Annotated in this window: 23 protein-coding genes and 1 pseudogene; 6 read left to right on the top strand and 18 right to left on the bottom strand. The window is 70.4% G+C overall.

The features are described from left to right. Positions 1–260 precede the first annotated feature (260 nt). Positions 261–1,160 (top strand): hypothetical protein, encoded by a 900-nt coding sequence (locus OG966_RS28525; RefSeq protein WP_326652774.1) that lies wholly within the window; start codon positions 261–263, stop codon positions 1,158–1,160. A gap of 309 nt (positions 1,161–1,469) precedes the next feature. Here OG966_RS28525 and gatB read toward each other — a convergent pair whose 3' ends face one another. The 9 genes from gatB to OG966_RS28480 form a co-directional block, all read right to left on the bottom strand. Beyond that, on the bottom strand, positions 1,470–2,978 hold the full coding sequence (gatB, locus tag OG966_RS28520) for an Asp-tRNA(Asn)/Glu-tRNA(Gln) amidotransferase subunit GatB (protein WP_326652773.1): 1,509 nt from the start codon (positions 2,976–2,978) through the stop codon (positions 1,470–1,472). A gap of 16 nt (positions 2,979–2,994) precedes the next feature. Continuing rightward, entirely contained in the window at positions 2,995–3,234 is a 240-nt protein-coding gene (locus OG966_RS28515) for a hypothetical protein (protein ID WP_175256968.1), read from the bottom strand. Continuing rightward, positions 3,231–4,742, bottom strand: a complete 1,512-nt coding sequence (gatA, locus tag OG966_RS28510) for an Asp-tRNA(Asn)/Glu-tRNA(Gln) amidotransferase subunit GatA (protein WP_326652772.1) — start codon at positions 4,740–4,742, stop codon at positions 3,231–3,233. Before gatA ends, OG966_RS28515 begins: the two co-directional genes overlap by 4 nt. Positions 4,743–4,747: 5 nt before the next feature. Next, positions 4,748–5,044: an Asp-tRNA(Asn)/Glu-tRNA(Gln) amidotransferase subunit GatC gene (gatC, locus tag OG966_RS28505; protein WP_326652771.1), complete on the bottom strand. Its 297-nt coding sequence runs from the start codon at positions 5,042–5,044 to the stop codon at positions 4,748–4,750. A 351-nt stretch (positions 5,045–5,395) separates the two neighbouring features. Beyond that, positions 5,396–7,510, bottom strand: coding sequence for a putative bifunctional diguanylate cyclase/phosphodiesterase (locus tag OG966_RS28500; RefSeq protein ID WP_326652770.1), 2,115 nt, complete (start codon positions 7,508–7,510; stop codon positions 5,396–5,398). A gap of 316 nt (positions 7,511–7,826) precedes the next feature. After that, positions 7,827–10,010 (bottom strand): NAD-dependent DNA ligase LigA, encoded by a 2,184-nt coding sequence (ligA, locus tag OG966_RS28495; protein ID WP_326652769.1) that lies wholly within the window; start codon positions 10,008–10,010, stop codon positions 7,827–7,829. 30 nt (positions 10,011–10,040) lie between these two features. After that, a complete protein-coding gene (locus OG966_RS28490) occupies positions 10,041–11,054 on the bottom strand; it encodes a methionine synthase (protein ID WP_326652768.1) in 1,014 nt (337 codons plus the stop codon). A 50-nt stretch (positions 11,055–11,104) separates the two neighbouring features. Next, positions 11,105–11,794 (bottom strand): SDR family oxidoreductase, encoded by a 690-nt coding sequence (locus tag OG966_RS28485; RefSeq protein WP_326652767.1) that lies wholly within the window; start codon positions 11,792–11,794, stop codon positions 11,105–11,107. Between the two features lie 16 nt (positions 11,795–11,810). After that, the gene (locus OG966_RS28480; protein ID WP_326652766.1) at positions 11,811–12,350 is read right to left on the bottom strand and encodes a TIGR00730 family Rossman fold protein; all 540 of its coding nucleotides are present in this window, start codon (positions 12,348–12,350) and stop codon (positions 11,811–11,813) included. A gap of 50 nt (positions 12,351–12,400) precedes the next feature. On the opposite strand from OG966_RS28480, the gene OG966_RS28475 reads away from it, so the two are divergent. Together OG966_RS28475 and OG966_RS28470 are read left to right on the top strand one after the other, a co-directional pair. Continuing rightward, a complete protein-coding gene (locus OG966_RS28475) occupies positions 12,401–12,730 on the top strand; it encodes a DUF427 domain-containing protein (RefSeq protein ID WP_326652765.1) in 330 nt (109 codons plus the stop codon). A 57-nt stretch (positions 12,731–12,787) separates the two neighbouring features. Further along, positions 12,788–13,420, top strand: a pseudogene (locus tag OG966_RS28470) (alpha/beta fold hydrolase); the annotation flags it as partial. Between the two features lie 233 nt (positions 13,421–13,653). Here the strand turns inward: OG966_RS28470 and mnmA are convergent. Next, the gene (gene mnmA, locus OG966_RS28465; protein WP_326652764.1) at positions 13,654–14,781 is read right to left on the bottom strand and encodes a tRNA 2-thiouridine(34) synthase MnmA; all 1,128 of its coding nucleotides are present in this window, start codon (positions 14,779–14,781) and stop codon (positions 13,654–13,656) included. 61 nt (positions 14,782–14,842) lie between these two features. On the opposite strand from mnmA, the gene OG966_RS28460 reads away from it, so the two are divergent. Continuing rightward, on the top strand, positions 14,843–15,514 hold the full coding sequence (locus OG966_RS28460) for an N-acetylmuramoyl-L-alanine amidase (protein WP_326652763.1): 672 nt from the start codon (positions 14,843–14,845) through the stop codon (positions 15,512–15,514). A 148-nt stretch (positions 15,515–15,662) separates the two neighbouring features. On the opposite strand, the gene OG966_RS28455 is transcribed toward OG966_RS28460, so the two are convergent. The 3 genes from OG966_RS28455 to OG966_RS28445 all read right to left on the bottom strand — a co-directional run bounded on the left by OG966_RS28455 (position 15,663) and on the right by OG966_RS28445 (position 17,478). After that, positions 15,663–16,826, bottom strand: coding sequence for a cysteine desulfurase family protein (locus tag OG966_RS28455; RefSeq protein WP_326652762.1), 1,164 nt, complete (start codon positions 16,824–16,826; stop codon positions 15,663–15,665). A gap of 100 nt (positions 16,827–16,926) precedes the next feature. Further along, complete coding sequence (locus OG966_RS28450) at positions 16,927–17,304, bottom strand: DUF4190 domain-containing protein (protein WP_326652761.1); 378 nt, start codon at positions 17,302–17,304, stop codon at positions 16,927–16,929. A gap of 21 nt (positions 17,305–17,325) precedes the next feature. Next, positions 17,326–17,478 (bottom strand): hypothetical protein, encoded by a 153-nt coding sequence (locus tag OG966_RS28445; protein WP_326652760.1) that lies wholly within the window; start codon positions 17,476–17,478, stop codon positions 17,326–17,328. Positions 17,479–17,581: 103 nt separating this feature from the next. Between OG966_RS28445 and OG966_RS28440 the strand changes: the two genes are divergently transcribed. Then, positions 17,582–18,196, top strand: a complete 615-nt coding sequence (locus tag OG966_RS28440) for a TetR family transcriptional regulator (RefSeq protein ID WP_326652759.1) — start codon at positions 17,582–17,584, stop codon at positions 18,194–18,196. Here the strand turns inward: OG966_RS28440 and OG966_RS28435 are convergent. After that, on the bottom strand, positions 18,132–19,163 hold the full coding sequence (locus tag OG966_RS28435) for a helix-turn-helix transcriptional regulator (protein ID WP_326652758.1): 1,032 nt from the start codon (positions 19,161–19,163) through the stop codon (positions 18,132–18,134). The genes OG966_RS28440 and OG966_RS28435 overlap by 65 nt on opposite strands. Before the next feature lie 88 nt (positions 19,164–19,251). On the opposite strand from OG966_RS28435, the gene OG966_RS28430 reads away from it, so the two are divergent. Continuing rightward, a complete protein-coding gene (locus tag OG966_RS28430) occupies positions 19,252–19,830 on the top strand; it encodes a TIGR03086 family metal-binding protein (protein ID WP_406731003.1) in 579 nt (192 codons plus the stop codon). Positions 19,831–19,895: 65 nt separating this feature from the next. On the opposite strand, the gene OG966_RS28425 is transcribed toward OG966_RS28430, so the two are convergent. From OG966_RS28425 to OG966_RS28410, 4 genes are all read right to left on the bottom strand, one after another. Beyond that, positions 19,896–20,747, bottom strand: coding sequence for an SRPBCC family protein (locus OG966_RS28425; RefSeq protein WP_326652755.1), 852 nt, complete (start codon positions 20,745–20,747; stop codon positions 19,896–19,898). Beyond that, complete coding sequence (locus tag OG966_RS28420; protein ID WP_326652754.1) at positions 20,744–21,088, bottom strand: ArsR/SmtB family transcription factor; 345 nt, start codon at positions 21,086–21,088, stop codon at positions 20,744–20,746. Before OG966_RS28420 ends, OG966_RS28425 begins: the two co-directional genes overlap by 4 nt. A gap of 53 nt (positions 21,089–21,141) precedes the next feature. Then, positions 21,142–21,990 carry a thioesterase family protein gene (locus OG966_RS28415; RefSeq protein ID WP_326652752.1) on the bottom strand — a complete coding sequence of 283 codons (849 nt, stop codon included), beginning with the start codon at positions 21,988–21,990 and terminating at the stop codon, positions 21,142–21,144. 112 nt (positions 21,991–22,102) lie between these two features. After that, complete coding sequence (locus tag OG966_RS28410; protein WP_326652750.1) at positions 22,103–22,762, bottom strand: trimeric intracellular cation channel family protein; 660 nt, start codon at positions 22,760–22,762, stop codon at positions 22,103–22,105. Positions 22,763–22,886: the final 124 nt, after the last annotated feature.

Below are 22,886 nucleotides of genomic sequence, written 5' to 3'. Positions count from 1 at the left end.
CGGCACGAGCTGTGCGTCTTCGCTCGCGCGCTGCACAGGGATCTTCGCATGGGCCAGGTACTCGGGCGGTTCAATGCTGATCCGCGGCAGCCACCGGTCCGGCGTCGCGGCAGCCAATGGTGAGGGCGGCGCGCATCCTCCCCTTGGGCGCACCGTTCTGGCCCCGGATCCGCCGGATTTCGGCCACCACCCCGATCCCCGGGTCCTCATGTCCCCAAGACCACATCAGTGTTGTCGGCGACGGCTGGCACGATGGCGACATGGAATACACGGGGACCAACCAGCCGACCCTGTCACCCGGCGGTGCCGCAGAGCTCGCCCTGATGCTCCATGACGCGCCCGATCCGCACTTCGACCAGCGCCCCGTCCCGGTGCTCGCGTACGACCCCGGCGCGACGCTGCGGGACCGGCGGGAGGCCTTCCGGGAGGTGTACGCCGCGATCGTGGCCCGGATCGGGGAGCCCACGCTCTACGGCGGGTCGGCGGAGGGTCCCAACGTCCGCTGGCGGGACAGCAGAAGGCTGGTGCTGCTGGCCGGGGACCGTCAGCGGGCGCAGCTTTCGGTCCACAACACCGACTCCCTGGAGAACGAGGAGCGCAGGACCTTCGAGTGGGGCGGCGCCTGGTCGAAGGACGAGCCGCACGACTTCGACTTCCTGCCGTTCATCTGGCAGTTGGACCGCAGCGGTCCGGGCGAGCGCCCGATGGAGCGGCCGGGCGGCCGGATGGCCTCCAGCCTCGAACACTTCGAGAGCGCGCTGGGACTGCTGCTCGCGGCCTGGGTGGAGCAGCTCGCGGTGCAGGTCGGCGAAGACTGGGCGAGCTTCAGCGTGACCAGCGCAGCGGACCGCGGCCGCCAGCTGCTCATCTCGTACGCACTGGAGGACGGGCTGCATATCTCGGTCGACGACCGGGACGGCGAGGACAGCCCGGAGCGCGACCGGTCGATGCGCTCGCGCGGCTGGCACTCCCGCGACCGCGGCTGGTGGCAGGCGGACTTCGCGGAACCGGAGCGCGGAGATGTGGCCGCGGTGGCTCGCCTGGCGATCACGGAACTGCTGGCACGCGGCACGAAGGAGCCGGAAGAACTGCGGGCCCGGGATGTGAGCTGCAAGGACCGCGGCGAACTGTGGCTGCCGGGCCTGGGCATACGTCACTGACGGGGCCGGGCGGGGACACGGGAGGCTCTGCGGCACGGGCGGGCCTCGCGCCGGACGTGGACAAGCGCACCGGTACACGGGTACGGGCAGGAACGCATGCCCGAACCGGCGTCACTCGCCCCCCGGACGAGGGCACACTCCCACCGGACGGGGGCACGAGCAGGTCGCCGCAAGGGCAGACCTCGCGCCGGGACGGGCAGAAGCGCGGGCACGCGCGAGCCTCCCGCCGCACTCGGACACCCCCTCAACGCAAGGCGCGGCCCGCACCGCGTGGTGCGGGCCGCGCCTCCAGGCCGCGAAAGCCGGCCGTCAGCCCTCGACGCCGAGCTTCTGCAGGATCAGCTCCTTGACGCGCGCCGCGTCCGCCTGGCCGCGGGTGGTCTTCATGACCGCGCCCACCAGCGCGCCGACCGCCGCGACCTTGCCGCCGCGGATCTTGTCGGCGATCGCCGCGTTGCCCGCGATCGCCTCGTCGACGGCCGCGCCGAGCGCGCCCTCGTCCGAGACGACCTTGAGGCCGCGCTTGTCGACGACCTCGTCCGGGCCGCCCTCGCCGGCGAGCACACCCTCGATGACCTGGCGGGCCAGTTTGTCGTTCAGGTCGCCGGCTACGACGAGCTGCGCGACCCGGGCGACCTGCTCCGGCGTGATCGCCAGCGACGCCAGGTCAGCGCCTTCCTCGTTGGCGCGGCGGGCCAGCTCGCCCATCCACCACTTGCGCGCAGCAGCCGCATCCGCGCCCGCGTCGATCGTGGCGACGATCAGGTCGACCGCGCCGGCGTTGAGGATCGACTGCATATCGTGCTCGGAGATGCCCCAGTCCTCACGCAGCCGGTTACGGCGTACGCGCGGCAGCTCGGGCAGCGTCCCCCGCAGCTCCTCGACCCACTCACGGGACGGGGCGACAGGTACCAGGTCGGGCTCCGGGAAGTACCGGTAGTCCTCGGCCTCTTCCTTCACACGGCCGGACGTGGTGGAGCCGTCCTCCTCGTGGAAGTGACGGGTCTCCTGGATGATCGTGCCGCCGCTGTTCAGGACCGCGGCATGCCGCTGGATCTCGAAGCGGGCCGCACGCTCGACGCTGCGCAGCGAGTTGACGTTCTTCGTCTCGGAGCGCGTGCCGAACTTCTCCCGGCCGTGCGGACGCAGCGACAGGTTCACGTCGCACCGCATCTGGCCCATCTCCATCCGGGCCTCGGAGACGCCGAGCGCCTTGATGAGCTCGCGCAGCTCGGTGACGTACGCCTTGGCGACCTCCGGCGCACGCTCGCCCGCGCCCTCGATCGGCTTGGTGACGATCTCGATCAGCGGGATACCGGCGCGGTTGTAGTCCAGCAGGGAGTGGGACGCGCCCTGGATACGGCCGGTGGCGCCGCCGACGTGCGTCGACTTGCCGGTGTCCTCCTCCATGTGGGCGCGCTCGATCTGCACACGGAAGACCTCGCCGTCCTCCAGCTGGACGTCCAGATAGCCGTTGTAGGCGATCGGCTCGTCGTACTGGGAGGTCTGGAAGTTCTTCGGCATGTCCGGATAGAAGTAGTTCTTCCGGGCGAAGCGGCACCACTCGGCGATCTCACAGTTGAGCGCGAGGCCGATCTTGATGGCCGACTCGACACCGATCGCGTTGACGACCGGGAGCGATCCGGGCATACCCAGACAGGTCGGGCAGGTCTGCGAGTTGGGCTCGGCGCCCAGCTCGGTCGAACAGCCGCAGAACATCTTGGTCTTGGTGCCGAGTTCGACATGGACCTCGAGGCCCATGACGGGGTCGTAGGCAGCGAGGGCGTCCTCGTACGACACCAGTTCAGTGACGGTCACGGTGAAACTTTCCCTCTCAGCCCAGCAGGACGTCGTCGTCGCCCAGGCGCTTCAGCTCGCGGTAGAGCAGGGCCAGGCCGGTGACGATGGCGGCGGCGGATACGGCGGCGTCGATCAGCCGCAGCGTGTCGCCCTCGAAGCGGGCCTTCTTGGCCTGCTTGACGACGCTGATCGCGCCGAAGGCGGTGGTGCCGATGGACAGGTACGTACCGGTCTTGGACTTCTTGAAGCCCTTGGCCTTGGCAAGTGTGCTCACAGCGACGGTGCCTCCTCGAGCAGCGGGTGGCCCCACTTTTCCACGAAGGCGGCCTCGACGGCGGCGCCGACCTTGTAAAGACGGTCGTCCTTCATGGCGGGGGCGATGATCTGCAGACCGACCGGCAGGCCGTCCTCCGGCGCGAGACCGCAGGGCAGCGACATTGCCGCGTTTCCGGCGAGGTTGGTCGGGATGGTGCACAGGTCGGCGAGGTACATGGCCATCGGGTCGTCCGCACGCTCGCCGATCGGGAAGGCGGTGGTGGGCGTGGTCGGCGAAACGATCACGTCGACCTGCTCGAAGGCCTTCTCGAAGTCCCGGGTGATCAGTGTCCGCACCTTCTGGGCGGAGCCGTAGTACGCGTCGTAGTAGCCGGAGCTGAGCGCGTATGTGCCGAGCATGATGCGGCGCTTGACCTCGTCGCCGAAACCGGCCTCACGGGTCAGCGCGGTGACTTCCTCGGCGGACTTCGTGCCGTCGTCACCGACCCGCAGGCCGTAGCGCATGGCGTCGAAGCGCGCGAGGTTGGAGGAGCACTCGGACGGCGCGATCAGGTAGTACGCCGACAGGGCCAGGTCGAAGGACGGGCAGTCCAGCTCGACGATCTCGGCCCCGAGCGACTTCAGCAGCTCGACCGACTCGTTGAAGCGCTGGACGACGCCGGCCTGATAGCCCTCGCCGGAGAACTGCCTGACGACACCGACGCGCATACCGGCCACGGAGCCGTTGCGGGCGGCCTCGACGACCGGCGGGACCGGGGCGTCGATGGACGTCGAGTCGAGCTCGTCGTGACCGGCGATGACCTCGTGCAGGAGCGCCGCGTCCAGGACCGTACGGGCGCAGGGGCCGCCCTGGTCGAGGGAGGACGAGAAGGCGACCATGCCGTAGCGGGAGACCGCGCCGTAGGTGGGCTTGACGCCGACGGTGCCGGTGACGGCGGCGGGCTGGCGGATGGAGCCGCCGGTGTCCGTGCCGATGGCGAGCGGGGCCTGGTAGGAGGCGAGGGCGGCGCTGGAGCCGCCACCCGAACCGCCGGGGATACGGGTCAGGTCCCACGGGTTGCCCGTCGGGCCGTACGCGCTGTTCTCGGTCGAGGACCCCATGGCGAACTCGTCCATGTTGGTCTTGCCGAGGATGACAACGTCGGCTGCCTTGAGCCTCTTGGTCAGCGTCGCGTCGTACGGCGGGATCCAGCCCTCGAGAATCTTGGAGCCGACCGTGGTCGGGATGCCCTCGGTGGTGAAGATGTCCTTCAGCGCGAGCGGCACACCGGCCAGCGGGCCGAGCTTCTCGCCGGCCGCCCGCTTGGCGTCGACGGCGCGGGCCTGCGCGAGCGCGCCCTCACGGTCGATGTGCAGGAAGGCGTGCACCTTCTCGTCGACGGCCTCGATCCTGGCCAGGTGAGCCTCGGTGACCTCGACGGCCGTGAGCTCGCCTGCGGCGATCTTCGCGGCGATCTCGGCGGCGGTGAGCCTGATACAGCTCTCGTTCTTGTTGATGGCCGACATGGTGATTAGTCCTCCCCCAGAATCTGCGGCACCTTGAAACGCTGCTGCTCCTGGGCGGGGGCGCCGGAGAGCGCCTGCTCGGGGGTGAGCGACGGAGAGACCTGGTCCGCGCGCATGACGTTGGTCAGCGGCAGTGGGTGGGAGGTCGGGGGTACGTCTTGGTCGGCGACCTCGGAGACGCGGGCAACCGCGCCGATGATGTCGTCGAGCTGTCCGGCGAAGTGGTCGAGCTCTTCGGCCTTCAGCTCCAGACGCGCCAGCCGGGCGAGGTGGGCGACCTCCTCGCGCGTAATGCCAGGCATGCAGCGATCCTCAGGGGTGAGTGTGTGTGGTTCGAGCCGTGTGGTTTGAGCCCAATCCTATGGGGCGCGGGCCGCTGCCCACTAAACGGTTTGTCCAGGGGACCGGGCCCCGGCGATCGGACCGGGGCGGAGTCCCGCCGCTCGGCCCGGCATCGGCCCGGCATCAGGGCGGCATCACACAGCTTCGGCTCGGCATCGGCCCGGCCTCACACGGCTTCGGGCCGGCCCCGAGCCGGGCCATCCTGACATCTGTCAGGTGTGCGTTCCGTCGGCTCCCCGTGGCCCGGCGGCCGGCCGGCCACGGGGGCGCCGGCCGGTTACGCCGTGCGCGGTGAGTTCAGCCGGGCGCCGTCAGGGGACGACCTGGCTGGACGGCTCGTCCGCATCCGATGCGGCGGGCAGCTCCGCCTGGCGGTGCCAGCCGCGCTCGCCCCTGGCCCGCAGCCATGCGGTGGTCTCCTGCGGCGGCATCGCGGCCGCCACCAGCCAGCCCTGTACGGCGTCGCAGCCAAGATCGCGCAGCCGCTCCCAGGTCTCGTCGTCCTCCACGCCTTCCGCGACCACCAGCAGGCCCAGCGAGTGGGCGAGGTCGACGGTGCAGCGGACGATCTCCGCGTCCTCGTTGTCGACGGCGAGCCGGGCGACGAAGGACCGGTCGATCTTCAGCTCGCTCACCGGCAGGCGGCGCAGGTGGACGAGCGAGGAGTAGCCGGTGCCGAAGTCGTCCAGGGACATCTTCACCCCGTGGTCGGTCAGCCCGGCGAGGGTGTCGGCGGCGCGCTGCGGGTCCTCGAGGAGTACGTGCTCCGTGATCTCCAACTGGAGCGAGCCCGGCGGGACGCCGTGCCGGGCGAGGCGGGCGGCGACCAGACCGGCGAAGCCCGGGGTGTGGACATCGCGCGGCGAGACATTGACCGCCACCGGGACGTCCAGACCCTGCGCGCGCCATCTGGCGACCTGGGCGAGGGCGGTGTCGAGGACGTACTCCGTCAGGTACGGCATCAGGCCCGAGGACTCGGCGATGGCGATGAACTCGTCCGGAGGCACTCGGCCTCGCTCCGGGTGGACCCAGCGGACCAGCGCCTCAAGGCCCGCTACATGCCCGTCGAAGCCGACCTTGGGCTGGTAGTGGAGTTCCACGTCCCCGGCGTCCAGCGCCCGGCGCAGATCGCCGAGCAGACCGAGCCGGTCGGGTGTGTTGCAGTCGCGCTTGGACTCGTAGACCTCGACGCCCGTGCGGTCCCGCTTCGCCTGGTACATCGCCACGTCCGCGCGGCGCAGCAGCCCCTCCGCGTCCAGCGCGTGGTCGGGGAAGACGGCTACGCCGGCGCTCGCCTCCAGGACGAGCGTGAGTCCGTCCAGGTCGAGTGGCGATGACAGCTCGGCCACCAGATGGCGGGCGATGCGCGTGGCGCTGGTGGTGGAGTCGGCCGCCGGGAGCAGTACGGCGAACTCGTCGCCGCCGAGCCGGGCCGCCTCGGCCCCTCGCGGCAAAGCCAGTCGTAGCCGATCGGCTATCTGGAGGAGTAGCCGGTCGCCGGCGAGATGGCCGAGTGTGTCATTGACCGACCGGAAACGGTCGAGGTCGATCAGTACGAGAGCGGATCGCGCGCCGCTGCCCTCGGCATGCTCCAGGGCCGCCCAGGTCCGTTCCAGCAGCCACTGACGATTGGGCAGCCCGGTCAGCGGGTCGCGCAGCTGCTCCTCGGCTCTGGCCCGCGCGATCCAGAGCGTGGAGTCCAGAGCGATCAACGGCACGGCGAACAGGGGCAACAGGAGCGGCAGGGCGGTGGCGACCACACAGATCAACGGCGCGATGCCGAGGAGAGCGACTGCGACAAGCCCCTGCCTGAGCAGGGCCGTACGGGCGACGGTGGGCAGCCCGCCGCCCTGCGGGGTCAGCGCGTACCAGAGGAGCAGTCGAGTGACCGCGAGATAGGCGGTGGCCGCCAGGATCACTTCGGGCACGGCCTCGACGCCCCAGTCCAGGGGCAGCCAGGGCCGCTCCACGCTGGGCTCCACGCCGAAGGCCGTGAGGACGAGCGCGGCCGCGCCGACTCCCAGGATGTCCACGGAGCCGTGCAGTACGCCCTGGCGCCAGCGGTGCCTGCGGGCTGCGCCGACCAGTGCGACCACGGCGAGACTGACCAGACCGGCGGGCACCCAGCCGAAGAGCAGCAGGACGGCGAGGGTGAGGGCGGCACCGGAGCCGGTGCCGCCCCACCAGCGGTCGCGGCCGAGCGCGACCAGATGGCCGACGATGAACCCGGTGAGGACGGCGAGCGACCAGCCCACCGTGGATGCGGGGAAGAGCGCATGGCCCTCCTGCACGGTCCGTACGATCCCGGTGACGAGTACGGCGGCGGCGATCACCATGACGGCGACCGGCAGCCCGGACGTCATACCCACAAGGGCCGCGGCTCCACGCGGCCGTGAGACCGGGGCGGCGCTCTCGGTCGGTTTCATTCCCGTCCCTCTCACAGCCGGCGGTGCCGATGCCTCGCGATGGCTCCCGTAGTCATGCCACCACGACTGAAATCCCACCACGCAGCCGTGCACGACAGGCGCACGTCTCAACAGTAGGCCGCAGGAGGCTCGGACGGGCAGCGCTCTACAGCTCTTGCCCGAATGCGACCCGGCCACCCTTAACCATCTGGTATGCGCTGAACGGGTGACCTGTACCTGCTGCTCCGGGTCCCGTTTCCGCGTCCGAATCCAGCCCCGCGCGCCCCCAAAGGACCTCCGAGTGAGCCCCTCCCAAGCCCCGCGCACGCCCCCTCCGTTACGCCTCTTCAGGCACAGCGGCCTCACGAGCTGCATCGGGCCCCTGTTCGAGCAGAACGGCGAAGCCCTCCTCGTCCAGCACCGGCACCTTCAACTGCATTGCCTTGTCGTACTTCGAACCCGGGTTGTCGCCGACGACCACGAACGCCGTTTTCTTGGAAACGGAACCAGCCACTTTCGCTCCGAGGCTCTGGAGGGCCTCTTTTGCGCCATCCCTTGTGTGGTTCTGCAGCGTGCCGGTGACGACAACGGTGAGTCCCTCGAGCGGACGCGGCCCTACGTCCTCCCCCGCACCCTCTTCCTCCATGCGGACGCCCGCCTCCCGCCACTTGCGCAGGATCTCGCGGTGCCAGTCCTCCTCGAACCACTGCTTGAGGGAGGCGGCGATGGTCCCGCCGACGCCGTCGACCGCCGCCAGCTCCTCCTCCGTGGCCTGCTCGATCCGGTCGATCGATCGGAATTCACGGGCCAGCGCCTCGGCCGCCACCGGGCCGACATGACGGATCGACAGGCCGGTGATGATCCGGGCCAGCGGGCGCTCCTTGGCCGCGGCGATGTTCTCCAGCATCGCCACGGCGTTCTTCTTGGGCTCGCCCTGCTGGTTGGCGAAGACCGTGACGACCTTCTCCTCGCCCGTCTTCGGGTCGCGCTTGGGCAGTCCGCTGTCCTGGTCGAGAACGTACGCCTTGATCGGCAGCAGCTGCTCGATGGTGAGGTTGAACAGATCTCCCTCGTCGGTGAGCGGCGGTGTGGGCGGCTCCAGCGGCTTGGTGAGCGCGGCCGCGGCCACATAGCCGAAGTGCTCGATGTCCAGTGCCTTGCGGCCGGCGAGATAGAAGAGCCGTTCACGCAACTGGGCGGGGCAGGAACGGGCATTGGGGCAACGCAGATCGACGTCGCCCTCCTTCATGGGCCGCAGCGCGGTCCCGCACTCGGGGCACTCGCCCGGCATCACGAACTCCCGCTCGCTGCCGTCCCGCAGATCCACGACCGGACCGAGGATCTCCGGAATGACGTCACCGGCCTTGCGCAGCACCACCGTGTCGCCGATCAGGACGCCCTTGGCCTTCACCACGTCCTGATTGTGCAGGGTGGCGAACTCGACCTCGGAGCCCGCGACCGTGACCGGCTCCACCTGGGCGTACGGCGTGACGCGGCCGGTGCGGCCGACGCCGACCCGGATGTTGACCAGCTTGGTGTTGACCTCCTCCGGGGCGTACTTCCACGCGATCGCCCAGCGCGGCGCCCGCGAGGTGGAGCCGAGACGCCCCTGGAGCGGGATCTCGTCGAGCTTGACGACCACGCCGTCGATCTCGTGCTCCACGGAGTGCCGGTTCTCGCCGAAGTAGGCGATGAACTCCCGTACGCCGTCCATCGAGTCCACGACCTTGTAATGCCCGGCGGTCGGCAGGCCCCATTCGCGCAGCAGCTCGTAGGCCTGCGACAGACGGTCGATGTCAAAGCCCTCACGCGCGCCGATGCCGTGCACCACCATGTGCAGCGGGAGGGTCGCCGTGACCTTCGGGTCCTTCTGGCGCAGCGAACCGGACGCGGAGTTCCGCGGGTTGGCGTACGGCTGCTCCCCCGCCGCCACGCGCCGGGCGTTGAGTTCCTGGAACTGCTCCATCGGGAAGTAGACCTCGCCGCGGATCTCGACGAGATCCGGGACGCGGTCGCCCCGCAGCCGGTCCGGGATGTCCGCGATGGTCCGGACATTCGGTGTGATGTCCTCGCCGACGCGGCCGTCGCCACGGGTCGCCGCGCGGGTCAGCCGGCCCTTCTCGTACGTCAGGTTCACGGCGAGGCCGTCGACCTTGAGCTCGCACAGGAAGCGGTACTCCGAGGTGCCGACCTCGCGCGCGACGCGCTCGGCCCAGCCGGCCAGCTCCTCGTCGTCGAAGGCGTTGTCCAGGGAGAGCATCCGCTCGCGGTGCTCGACCTTGGCGAGCTCCGTCTCGTACTGCCCGGCGACCTTCTGCGTCGGCGAGTCGGGCGTACGCAGTTCGGGGTACTGCTCTTCGAGCGCCTCCAGCGCCCGCAGCAGCTTGTCGAACTCCGCGTCGCTGATGACCGGGCTGTCCTTCACGTAGTACCGGAAGCGGTGCTCCTCGACCTGCTCGGCGAGTTGGGCGTGCTGCTCCCGTACATCTGCGGGCAGTGCCGTCTGCTGTTCGCCAGCCACCGTTTCGTCCTTCCGTTTCCCCAGCACCCGTTACTCAGGGTTGTCTGCGAGCGATCTCGCGGCCCGGACGCAGTGGGCGAGCGCCGTGCGGGCGTACGCCGGTGAGGCACCCGCGAGACCGCATGACGGGGTGATCACCACGGACTCGCTGAGAGTCCCCGGATTCAGCCCCAGCCTGCGCCACAACGTCCTGACACCCATGACGATATCGGTGGGCACTGACAATGCAGCCGGAGCGGCGTCGGTGGACGGCACGACTCCCGCGAAGAGCTTCGTACCGCCCTCCACCGCCTCGCCGATCTGTTCCTCGTCACGCTCGGTGAGCAGCCCGAAATCGAACGAGACGCCCGCGAATCCGGCCCGGCGCAGCAGCGCGAACGGCACGTCCGGAGCGCAGGAATGGACGGTGACGGGATCCTCGCTCACCGCGATCACGTCCCGCAGCGCGCTCTCGACGATCTGGCGGTCGACCGCCCGGTGTGTGCGATACCCGCTGGCGGTCCTGATCTCTCCGCGCAGTACGGCGGTGAGCGAGGGCTCGTCGAGCTGCAGCACCACGCGAGCGCCCGGCACCCGGCGGCGTACCTCCGCAAGATGGCCGCGCAGGCCCTCGATGAGCGAGCCCGTCAGATCACGTACGGCGCCGGGATCGCCGAGCGCGGACTCTCCGCCCCGCAGCTCCAGCGCGGCGGCGAGCGTCCACGGCCCCACCGCCTGCACCTTCAGCGGACCCTGGTACCCCTGGGTGAACTCTTCCAGCGCGTCGAGGTCCTCGCCGAGCCAGGAGCGGGCCCGGCGGGTGTCGCGTCCAGGCCGGTCGCTGATCCGCCAGCCGCTGGGCTCGACGTGCGCGTACATCTCGACGAGCAGCCCGATGGTCCGCCCGGTCATGTCGGCGCCGGGCCCGCGGGCGGGCAGCTCGGGCAGATACGGAAAATTCTCGAAGGAACCCACGACGGTCTTCGCGGCCTCGCGGGGATCGCCGCCGGGCATGGATCCGATGCCGGTGGCGGGGCCCCAGCGGAAGTTGCTCTTGTCGCTCACTCGGGAAGGGTACGCGCCGCCCGCGCCCAAGAGCCCTGGCCCGAGTGTCGTCAGAGCCCGGGTCGCACCGTCAGATCGTTGATCTCCGCGTCGCGCGGCAGGTCGATCGCGGTGAGGATGGCCGTCGCCACCGACTCCGGGTCGATCCAGCGGGACGCGTCGTACTCCTTGCCCTCCTGCGAGTGCACCTTGGCCTGCATCGGGCTGGCGGTACGCCCCGGATAGACGGAGGTCACACGTACGCCATTGCCGTGCTCCTCGTGGCGCAGTGAGTCGGCGAGGGCCTTCAGACCGTGCTTGGAAGCGGCGTAGGCGCCCCATTCCGCATGGGCGTTGAGGCCCGCGCCCGAGTTGACGAAGAGCACATGGCCCTTGGCGACCCTGAGTTGGGGCAGAAACAGCCGGGTCAGCTCGGCAGGGGAGATCAGATTGGCGTTGAGCTGCTGGTGCCAGGTCTTGGGGCGGAGTTCCGCGATCGGGCCGAGGTCGACGACGCCCGCGATGTGCAGCAGCGAGTTGATCCGGTCCGGCATGGGCTGCTGACCGAGCGCCCAGGAGATACGGTCCGGGTCGGCCAGATCGGCGACGAGCGTACGGGACCCGGGATAACGGCCCGCGAGCTCTTTGGCACGGCCGGCGTCGCGCGCCAGGAGTACGAGGTCGTCGCCGCGCCCGTGCAGCCGGCGCGCGACCGCCGCGCCGATGCCGGAGCCTGCCCCGGTGATCAGATGTGTGCCCATGGGGGACATGCTCGCACTACTGCACGCCCGCCGACTCCTCCAGGTAGGCGAGCGCCGCGACCCCGTCCTCCGCGAAGAACACCAGGTCGGTCAGCGGCAGCGGCAGAAAGCCCTCCTCCTCCATCCGCCGGAACTGCTGCTTCAGCCCGTCGTAGAAGCCCGCCGTGTTCAGCAGCACCACCGGCTTGGCGTGCTTGCCGTGCTTCTTCAGCTCCAGGATCTCGGTGGCCTCGTCCAGCGTCCCCGTACCGCCGACCATGATCACGATCGCGTCGGCCTTGTCGAGCATCAGCGCCTTGCGCTCCGCGAGGTCCTTGGCGATCACCATCTCGTCGGCGTTCGTACGGGCCTTCGCCCCCAGGAAGTCGACCGAGACGCCGAACAGCCGCCCGCCCGCCTGCTGGACACCGTCCGCGACGACCTTCATCAGTCCGCACTCGGACCCGCCCCACACCAGGGTGTGGTTTCCCGTGCCGACCAGCTCGGCGAATTCGCGGGCGGGCCGGGTGTAGCGGTCGTCGAGGTCGGCGGCGGAGAGGAAGACGCAGATATTCATAGGATCACGGTACGGGGAAGAACTTGGGTCCCAACGACGCTGTGCCAGGTATGGCTGAAGGACACAAGATCACCATCGAGCAGGGCACGGTTCACGTACGCGTGGCACGCGGCGACGAGGTTCTCGGGGAGAGCAGCCGCCCGCTCATCCTGCGTGAGACGGGTTGCCCCGTGCGCTATTACCTCCCCCCGGAGGACGTACGCACCGACCTGCTGGAGCCCTCCCGGACGCACACGTACTGCCCGTTCAAGGGAACGGCCTCCTACTGGTCGCTGCCAAACGCGCAGGACCTGGTCTGGGCCTATCCCGAGCCCAAGAACGAAGTGGCGCGGATCAAGGACCATTTCTGCTTCTACGACACCGAGTTCGTCGAGGCCTGACGGAAGAATCTTGTGCGCGAGCGATGAGTTCCGCCGGGCGGCGCGGTCAGGACTCCCATGGACAACTCGAGCAGAACGCCGAACAAGGCCAAGTCGGGTGACGGCACGCTCATCGCGTACGAGCAGTGGGGCGCCGGGCCGCCGGTGGTTCTGGTCGGCGGAGCCCTGTGTACGGGGGCGACGGACGCTCCGCCGGCCGCGCTGCTCGCCCCGCAGTTCAGTGTCTTCACCTACGACCGGCGCGGCCGGGGCGCGAGCGGTGACACCGCTCCTTACGGGGTGGAGCGCGAGATCGAGGATCTCGCCGCCGTCCTCGCCGCGGCGGGAGGCAGCGCCTCGGTGCACGCCATCTCCTCGGGCGCCGCGCTTGCACTGAGGGCCGCCGCCGCCGGTCTGCCGATCACTCAACTCTCGGTGTACGAGCCGCCGTTCACAACGAATCCGGCGAGCCGCGAGGAGCCCGCCGCCTATGTCGCCAGGCTGCGTGAGCTGGTGGAGCAGGGGCAGCCCGGCGATGCTCTCGCGCTCTTCCTGACGGAGACCGGGATGCCTTCGGCGGCGGTCGAAGGGATGCGGCGGACGCCGACGTGGGCCGAGATGGAGGCGGTGGCGCACACCCTCCCCTACGACCACGAGATCATGGGCAACGGTCATGTGCCGGTCGAGCAGCTGCGTTCGATCGCGCAGCAGGTGTTGGTCGTCGGCGGCGGCGCGAGTCCCGACTGGCTGCGGGATGCGGCACGCGTGGTGTCCGAGTGCCTGCCGCGGGGCCGGCACCGCACGCTGACCGGGCAGACGCACGAGGTGACGCCCCAGGTGTGGCCCCGCTGCTGGCAGAGTTCTTCGCCGGTGAGTGCCGGAGCGGGGACTGACGGCTCCGGTACCGAACAGCCGGCTCCGGCACTGACCGGCCGCCGCCGGGTTCAGGCGACCGGCGCGGCCGTCCGCCCGGTCGTCGCGATGGTCGCCGAGCCGACCACGCGCGTGCCGTCGTACAGCACAATCGCCTGGCCGGGCGCCACGCCACGCACCGGTTCGGCGAACCGCACATTCAGCGTGCCGTCGACGAGCTCGGCGGTCACCGATGTCTCGCCGCCGTGCGCGCGCAGCTGAGCGGTGTACGTCCCCGGGCCCTTGGGCGCCGTGCCGCACCAGCGGGGCTTGATCGCCGTCAGGGCCGTGACGTCCAGTGCCTCGGCCGGGCCGACCGTCACCGTGTTGTTCACCGGGGAGATGTCCAGGACGTAGCGCGGCTTGCCGTCGGGGGCCGGGTGGCCGATGCGCAGGCCCTTGCGCTGGCCGATCGTGAAGCCGAAGGCCCCGTCGTGGCTGCCCAGCCTCGTGCCGGACTCGTCGACGATGTCGCCTTCCGCCGTGCCGAGGCGCGAGGCGAGGAAGCCCTGGGTGTCACCGTCCGCGATGAAGCAGATGTCGTGGCTGTCGGGCTTCTTGGCGACCGCGAGTCCCCTGCGCTCGGCCTCCGCGCGGATCTCGTTCTTGGTGGTGAGGGTGTCGCCGAGCGGGAACATGGCGTGCGCCAGCTGCCGCTCGTCGAGGACCCCGAGGACGTACGACTGGTCCTTGGCCATGTCGCTGGCGCGGTGCAGTTCGCGGCTGCCGTCCTCGCCCGTCACGACCGTGGCGTAATGACCGGTACAGACGGCGTCGAAGCCGAGCGCGAGCGCCTTGTCGAGCAGCGCGGCGAACTTGATCTTCTCGTTGCAGCGCAGACAGGGGTTGGGAGTGCGGCCGGCCTCGTACTCCGCGATGAAGTCCTCCACCACGTCCTCACGGAAGCGCTCGGCGAGATCCCACACGTAGAAGGGGATGCCGATGACATCCGCGGCGCGGCGGGCGTCGCGCGAGTCCTCGATGGTGCAGCAGCCGCGCGCGCCCGTGCGGAAGGACTGCGGGTTCGCGGAGAGCGCCAGGTGCACGCCGGTGACATCGTGTCCGGCCTCGGCGGCGCGGGCGGCGGCGACGGCGGAGTCCACGCCGCCGGACATTGCGGCGAGGACTCGGAGGGGGCGCTGGGAAGTCTGAGGAGTCATAGCCCTACCAGGGTAAGGGGCCCGGGGAACCGAAAGCTCGCGAGTATGCGTTGGTGATCACATGGGGAGTGATTCGAAGCGCGATGGCGGGGGCGGCAGGCAGGCCGTGAGCAGGCGGGCCGTGCTGATCGGCGGCGGGGCCGCGGTGGTGGGCGCCGGCGTGCTGGCCAGGGACGAGCTGAAGCGCCTCTGGTGGCGGGTGCCGGGGATCACGAAGGCACGCAAGGCGGGTGAGATCGACCACGCGGGCGCGGAATGGACTGCCGCGTCACGGGCGAACCGGCGACTCGCGGACCGGCCCGACGACTACCCCATCGACCGCGTGGTCATCCATGTCGTCCAGGGCAGCTATCCGTCGGCGCTCAAGTCCTTCAAGGATCCTGGGCACGGGGCCGCGACGCACTATGTCGTACGCAAGGACGGGCATGTGGCTCAGATGATCCGTGAGCTGGATGTGGCCTTCCACTCCGGGAACCGCTCGTACAACGAACGCAGCATCGGCATAGAGCACGAGGGTTTCGTGGACCGGCCGGCCGGTTTCACGGACGCGATGTACCGGTCGTCGGCGAAACTGACGGCGGACATCTGCGGGCGGTACGGGATACCGGTGGACCGCGAGCACATCATCGGGCATGTGGAGGTGCCGGGGACGGACCACACCGATCCCGGGCCACACTGGGACTGGGACCGCTACATGAGGCTGGTGGGGGACGCTCGGGCGGCGGCCCGGTAGAACCGGCGATTCGACGGCATTCCGCGTGCGCGGGGGCATTCCGCTTGCGCGAGCCCGGTCAGCGGCCTTGCGCGAGCCCGGTCAGCGGCCTTGCGCGAGCCCGGTCAGCGGCCTTGCGCGGGCCCGGTCAGCGGCAAAGCGGCCGGGATCAGACCAGACCGGCCGTACGGGCCCTTTCCACTGCCGGGCCGATGGCTTCCGCGACCGCGTCCACATCCGCCTTGGTGGAGGTGTGGCCGAGGCTGAAGCGCAGGGTGCCGCGGGCCAGGTCCGGGTCGGTACCGGTGGCGAGGAGTACATGGCTGGGCTGGGCGACGCCGGCCGTACACGCGGAGCCCGTGGAGCACTCGATGCCCTGTGCGTCCAGCAGCAGAAGCAGGGAGTCGCCCTCACAGCCGGGGAAGGAGAAGTGGGCGTTGGCGGGGAGGCGGTCGTCCGGGTCGCCGCCGAGGATCGCGTCCGGGACCGCCGTACGGACGGCGCGGACCAGGTCGTCGCGCAGCGAGCCGATCTCGTGGGCGAAGTCCTCACGCCGCTCGGCGGCGAGGCGGCCGGCCACGGCGAAGGACGCGATGGCGGGGGCGTCGAGGGTGCCGGAACGCACGTGGCGCTCCTGGCCGCCACCGTGCAAAACGGGCACCGGGCTGTACTCACGGCCGAGCAGCAGCGCACCGATGCCGTACGGGCCGCCGACCTTGTGTCCGGAGACGGTCATGGCGGCCAGACCCGATGCGGCGAAGTCCACTTCGAGCTGGCCGAAGGCCTGGACCGCGTCGGCGTGCAGCGGGACGCCGAACTCCTTCGCGACGGCGGAGAGTTCGGCCACCGGCATGACGGTGCCGATCTCGTTGTTGGCCCACATGACCGTGGCGAGCGCGACATCGTCGGGATTGCGCGCGATGGCCTGGCGCAGCGCCTCGGGCTGCACCCGCCCGTACGCGTCGACCGGCAGGAACTCGACCGTCGCCCCCTCGTGCTCGCCGAGCCAGTCGACGGCGTCGAGGACAGCGTGGTGCTCGACGGGGCTGGCCAGTACGCGAGTCCTGGCCGGGTCGGCGTCGCGCCTCGACCAGTACAGGCCCTTCACGGCGAGGTTGTCGGCCTCCGTGCCGCCGGAGGTGAAGACCACCTCGCTGGGCCGTGCGCCGAGCGCCTCGGCGAGGGTCTCGCGGGCCTCCTCGACGGCGCGGCGGGCCCGGCGCCCGGCGGCGTGCAGCGCGGAGGCGTTGCCGGTGACGGTGAGCTGCGCGGTCATCGCCTCGACGGCTTCCGGCAGCATCGGAGTGGTCGCAGCGTGGTCCAGGTAAGCCATGGTGGCCACGATTCTACGAGGCCCGGCGGGGGCGCGGACGCGGCGCAGGGGTGCACGGGCGTGCGGGCTCCGCTTTCCCGGCTCTCCGCGGCCGCCGGTGTCAGCCTCCGAGGCCCCAGACGACGGTTCCGTTCACGCTGACGAGTACGGCGAGAACGGCCAGGTCGGCGACGCCGAGTGCGAGTCCGAGCAGGGCGCGGAAGCGGCGGGTGGTGCCTCGCCAGAGGGCGATCACGGCCAGCACCACGGCGATCGGGCCGAGCAGGATGTTCATCACGAGCAGGCCGACCAGGCCGAGGACGAACGCGGCGACGGCCATGCCGTCGGCGTCGCGCCGCGCTTCGGGACGGGTTTCGGACTGCGTAGCCGGCCGGGTTCCGGGCTGAGTGGCATTCCGGTCGGCGGCATCCCCGAGGGTGCTCTCGGTGCGGGCGCCGCGTGCGGTGCGTGCAGTGCGTGCGGTAGCGGTGAGTTGCATGGTGGTTCGGCTCCTTCCGGATCAGTGGTTCCGGGCGCGACGCTCGCGCACGGCGAAGACGATCAGCCATGCACCGATGAGGGCGCAGGCCACGGCGGTGACGGAGAGCGGGAGTTGGGCCACTGCGCCCAGCATGATTCCCAGGAGGAGAAGCGCTGCGACGATGGCGATCATTGTCGTCCTTCCGAATTTTGGGTGAACACTTGTGAGTACGATTGTTCACTGACTGACGAGTCTACACTTCCCTTCTCGGGAGAACGGTTGTTTACTGAATGTTATGAGTCACACCGTCGGGATCCGTCAGGCCCAGAAACAGAAGACCCGTCAGGCCCTCCTGGACGCCGCGCTGCAGCTCCTCGAGGAGCAGAGCCTGAGCAGCCTCGGACTGCGTGAGGTGACTCGGGCCGTGGGTGTGGCACCGACGGCGTTCTACCGGCACTTCAGAGACACGGCCGACCTCGGCGTCGCGCTCGTCGAGGAGGCGCTCGGCAGCCTGCACGCCATGATCGGCGAGGCGCTCGCCGAGACCGGTGACGATGTACGTATCGACCGGACCGTCGCGCTGATCGCGGATCTCGTCCGCAGATCCCCCGCGCATGTCCGGTTCATCGCCCGCGAGCGCCATGGCGGAGTGCAGCCCGTACGCAAGGCGATAGGCGCGCAACTGCGCCGGTTCGCCGACGAGGTGGCGGCGGCCTTCGCACGCGAGCCGGAGTCGGCGGGATGGAGCGAGGCGGATCTGCGGATGCTCGCGGGCGTCTATGTCGACCACATGGTGATGACGGCGTACACGTTCCTGGAGGCCGGTCCCGAGGGCGAGGAGCGGGTCAGTTCGGTGGCCCGCCGCCAGCTGCGTCTGGTGAGTCTGGGCCGGCGCCACTGGCTGGACTGACGGGCCCGGCGGGCCCGTTTCCGTACAACTCGGCGACGGCCGCGGCCGCGCGGGCCAGCTCTTCTCGCGCCTCGGGCGGGGAGAGCACCTCCACGCTGTCGCCGAAGGCGAGCAGCGCGCGGGCCGCGGCCGCGGTCGACAGCGCGAGCTCCACGCGCGCCCACTCGCCGGCGACCTGAGGCTCCTCGGCGATCTGACCGGCCTGTATACGCAGGAACATGTCCAGCCGGTCGGTCCGCACCAGCGCCGTCACCCGTACATCCGCCGGGCGGGCCTCGACCTGACGGCGCAACACCTGCCAGACGTCCGCCAGTTCCCGGCCGGGGCGCCGCCGGACCGGCGCGTCGGTGAGAGTGGCGGCGAGCACGCGGTCCGCGCGGAAGAGCCGAGGGGCGGCCCGGTGGTCGGCGACCAGGTACCAGACGCCCGCCTTGACGACGAGTCCGTACGGATCGAGCGTATAGGTCCGCGGTTCGGTCGTCCCGCTGTGCCGGTAGCGCAGTCGCAGCCGTCGGTCGGTGAAGACGGCGGAGTTCAGCACGTCCAGATCGACGGCCGGCTGCGGTACGCGCATCCAGCGGGCCGGGTCGACCAGGATCCGCCGGCTCGTCAACTCGGCCGCCGGCCGGTGCGGTTCGGGCAGCGCGGCCATGACCTTGCGCAGTGCGGAGCCGAGCGCCTCGTCGAGGCCGAGCGCGGAGTGGACGCCCTGGGCGGCGAGGACGAAGAGGGCGCGGGACTCGTCGGCGGTCAGCCCGGTGACATCGGTACGGAAGCCGGGCAGCAGCGTGATGCCGCCGTGCCGCCCGCGCTCGGCGTAGACGGGGACGCCGGAGGAGGAGAGCGCCTCTATGTCGCGGTAGATGGTGCGTACGGAGACTTCGAGCCGCTCGGCGAGTTCGGCGGCCGGGACAAGACCGCGGGTCTGGAGGAGCAGCAGGATCGATAGCAGCCGGTCGGATTTCACGGGTCTCAGGGTCTTTGGAAAACATGACGGAAGGTGTCAGGTTATCCCGGAAGAGTCCCCCTCGTCACCGAGTTCCGGTCTTGAGGAGATGGACACCATGAACGATCCCCGCCCCTTGTACGAGCGCGCGGCCGACCAGTTCGCGAGCGTGCTGAAGACCGTGACGCCGGAGCGGCTCGACGGCCCGACACCGTGTACGGAGTTCGATGTACGGGCGCTGCTGTCCCATGTCGTGGGCGGTGTACACCGGATCGCGCTCATCGGGGAGGGCGGGGACGGCCTGTCCGTGCCGGCCCGGGTGGACGGTGTCGCGGACGACGGCTGGGTGACGGCGTACGAGGAGGCCCACCGCCGGTTCACGGCGGCGTGGGCGGACGACACGAAGCTGACCCGTGAGGTCACGGTCCCGTGGGGCACGGTGCCGGGCGCGGCCGCGGTGGGAGGCTACGTGATGGAGACACTCACGCACACGTGGGACCTCTCGTGGTCCCTGGGCCACCCGCTGCCGCTCGACCCGGCCCTGGCGGAGGTGATCCTGCCGATCGCCCACGAGGTGCTGCCGCCCGAATCCCGCGCGGAAGGCGCTCCCTTCGGGCCGGTGCGGGAAGCGCCGGAGGGTGCTGACGCGTACGACCGCCTGGCGGCGTGGCTGGGGCGCTCGGTGTGACGCATGGGAGGGGTGCCCCACCCTGCTTGACCGTGGGGCACCCCCCGAGCGGCTGAACCTCCGCCCTACTTCTCCGGCAGGCGGGCCGCCAAGGCGTCGACGCGGGACTGCCAGGCCGTCAGCGCCGATTCCGCGTCGAAGTCGCCCGGACCCGATTCGGTCAGGATCAGGCGCGGGCCGTGGCCCGTGCCGGGGGTCAGCTGCCAGCGGACCTCACCCCCGGAGTGGGTGGTGAAAGCCAGCAGGTCCGGGGCGTGCACTTCGCTGACCGGGCCCGGAGGAGTCCGCGGTGCGGTGAACCCCTTCGGTGCCGGTGTGCCCTTCAACGGCTCCGTGCCCGAAGTCAGTTCGGCCCAGACCGTCTCCACGGGGCGCACCAGCTGGCGTTCGATGCGGATCCGGCGACCGTCCGCCGTGTGCTCGACCACGCCGCGGCCCAGATCGAACTGCGCGAGGTACGTCTCGTGCAGTTCACCGAAGGTGTCCTGTGTGACGTCGACCTTCCCGTCGTCCAACAACTGGCCCAGCGCGGTGATGCACAGATGCCAGCCCGAGGCGAAGCTCGCCGCGCCGAAGCGGTCGCCGAAGGTGTGGACGAGGGTGAGCAGCGAGCCATCGCCCTCCGGGGTGATCTCCCAGCGCAGATGGTCCTCGCCCCAGGTGAAGGCGAAGACACGCGGCTCCTCTGCGTCCGTCACGGTGCCTGTCATCCCCGGCTCGCCGGAACCGGGGAAGACGAAGCCGATTGCCCCTCCGGGCCTGAGCTCCACGGACACCTCGGACGGGAACCACCGGGCGAGGTGGGCGGGTTGGGTGATGGCGGCCCAGACTCGCTGCGGCGGCTGCGCGAGCCGGCGCTCCATCCGGAGCGCGGTGCGCCCGTCCGCAGTGGTGAGAGTGTCGGAGTGCGGGTTCATGAGGAGTCGTCCTCCATCGCGTCGGACTGTCGTCCATGGGGGTCCACCCGGACGAAGTCCGGGGGAGCGTCGAGACTCCCCGCCCACAGATGGCGGTAGTGCGCGAGCCAGGCGTCGAGCTCCGCGAGGGGCTCGGGCGTCAGCTCGTACCAGCGGCGCTGGGCGTCCTGGCGGACCCGGACCAGACCGGCCTCCCGCAGCACTCGCAGATGCTTGGAGGTGCCGGGCTGGCTCAGGCCGAGCCGGTCGGTGAGCTCACCGACCAGGTGCGGACGCTCCAGAAGCCGATCGAGGATCCTGCGCCTGCTCGGATCCGCGAGCACGTCGAACGGTATGGGCATACCTCGAACATACTTCGCGGGTTATATACCGGCAACGACATGAAGGCGGGTCCTCAGTCGCGCGGAGCCTTCGCCAGCTGGCGCGACTGAGCCACCAGGCGGTCCGCGCTGTCCCAGACCTCCGCGTCCTCCTCCAGGAATCCACCGGCCAGGTTGCGGGTCGCGATGGAGACCCGGAGCGGTCCGGGGGCCGGGCGGCAGCGGATGTGCGTGGTGAGTTCGACCGTCGGCGTCCAGCCCTTCAGGCCCAGCTCGAACGAGGTCGGCGGCAGCGCGTCGACCGTGAGCAGCAGCGAGAACGGGTCGGCGTCACGGCCGTCGGCGAGGGCGAACCAGCCGCGCATCTCGCCCTTGCCGGAGGGGGCGCCGACGGCCCAGCCGACGGTCGTCGGGTCGAGCTTGATGTTCAGGCGTTCCGTGATGGCCGAGCTGCCGGGGATCTTCGGCGCGGGACCGTCGGACGGGCCGAGGCAGTCCTGGAGCGCCGGCATGACGGGCGGCTCCGCCGACGTGCGTACGTCGTCGGGCAGCGCGTCCAGGTCTCCGTACGAGGCGAGGACGCGGATGCGCTCGACCTCCGTGCCGTCCTCGGCGTACTGGAACAGCGAGGCCTGGCCGGTGGAGAGCGTGCGGCCGGTGCGTACGACCTCGGTGCGGATGACCGCGGGGCCCGGGTGCGACGCCGTGAGGTAGTGCGCCGAGACCGTGAACGGGTCGGGGTGCGGCAGAGCGTCCCCGAGCGCACGGCCGAGCAGGGCCAGCAGGTAGCCGCCGTTGACGGCGCGGATGATCGTCCAGCCCGCCGAGAGCTCCGCGTCATAGATGCCCGGTGCGCGCAGGGTGACAGCGGTGTCGCGGTCGAACTCACTGTCCCCGATGGTTGCCTGTACTGCCTGTGCCATGGCGGCACCGTACAACAGAAAATTACTGAGCGGTAGCTTTTTTTGCTCTGTGCGGGCCAGACCGGCGGAACGCGGCATTCCGGAGCGGTCCGGCTCTGCCGGCTCTCTTCGGCTAGCTCTCTTCGGCGGCTGCCGAGCGCCGGTTCCAGGCGCGCGGCGCGCGCCAGTGGAAGCGCATCGCGAGCAGCCGCAGCACGAACGCGGTCACCACGGCGAATCCACTGGTGGCCGCGTTCAGTACGTCGAACTGGATGGCGACCACCACCATGGTCGCGCCGACAATGGCGGGGACGGCGTACAGATCACGGTCCCAGCGCAGCAGCGACGGCACCTCGTTGGCGAGTACGTCACGCAGCACACCGCCACCCACGGCGGTGGCAAGCCCGAGCGCGGCGGAGAAGGTGAGGCCGAGCCCGTACTCGTAGGCCTTGGTGGTGCCGGTGACGCAGAACAGGCCGAGGCCTGCGGCGTCGAAGACATTGACACCGACCTGGATGCGCTCGACGTGCGGATGCAGGAAGAAGACCAGAGCGGTCGCCACGAGCGGCATGAGGAAGTAACCGAGATCGCTGAAGGCCGCGGGCGGGACGGCCCCGATGATCAGGTCACGAAGGAGCCCTCCGCCCAGCGCGGTCACCTCAGCGAGCACCGCGATGCCGAAGACGTCGAAATTCTTGCGTACGGCGAGCAGTGCGCCGGAGATCGCGAAGACGAAGATCCCGGCGAGGTCGAGCGCATGCTGGACGGAGGGCGTGAACAGTTCATGGAGCACCGGACGATTGTGCCGGTTCCACGACGCGGAGCTTGCCGTGGTTACCCGCGGATCGACCGGCGGTCCCCGCCGGCGGCCTCCGCGGCGCCGCCGACGACGCCCGTAGCGGGCTGAGCCTCGGCCT

This window comes from Streptomyces sp. NBC_01750, from assembly GCF_035918095.1.
Classification (GTDB): Bacteria; Actinomycetota; Actinomycetes; order Streptomycetales; family Streptomycetaceae; genus Streptomyces.
This window is presented reverse-complemented; position numbering and strand designations above follow the sequence as displayed.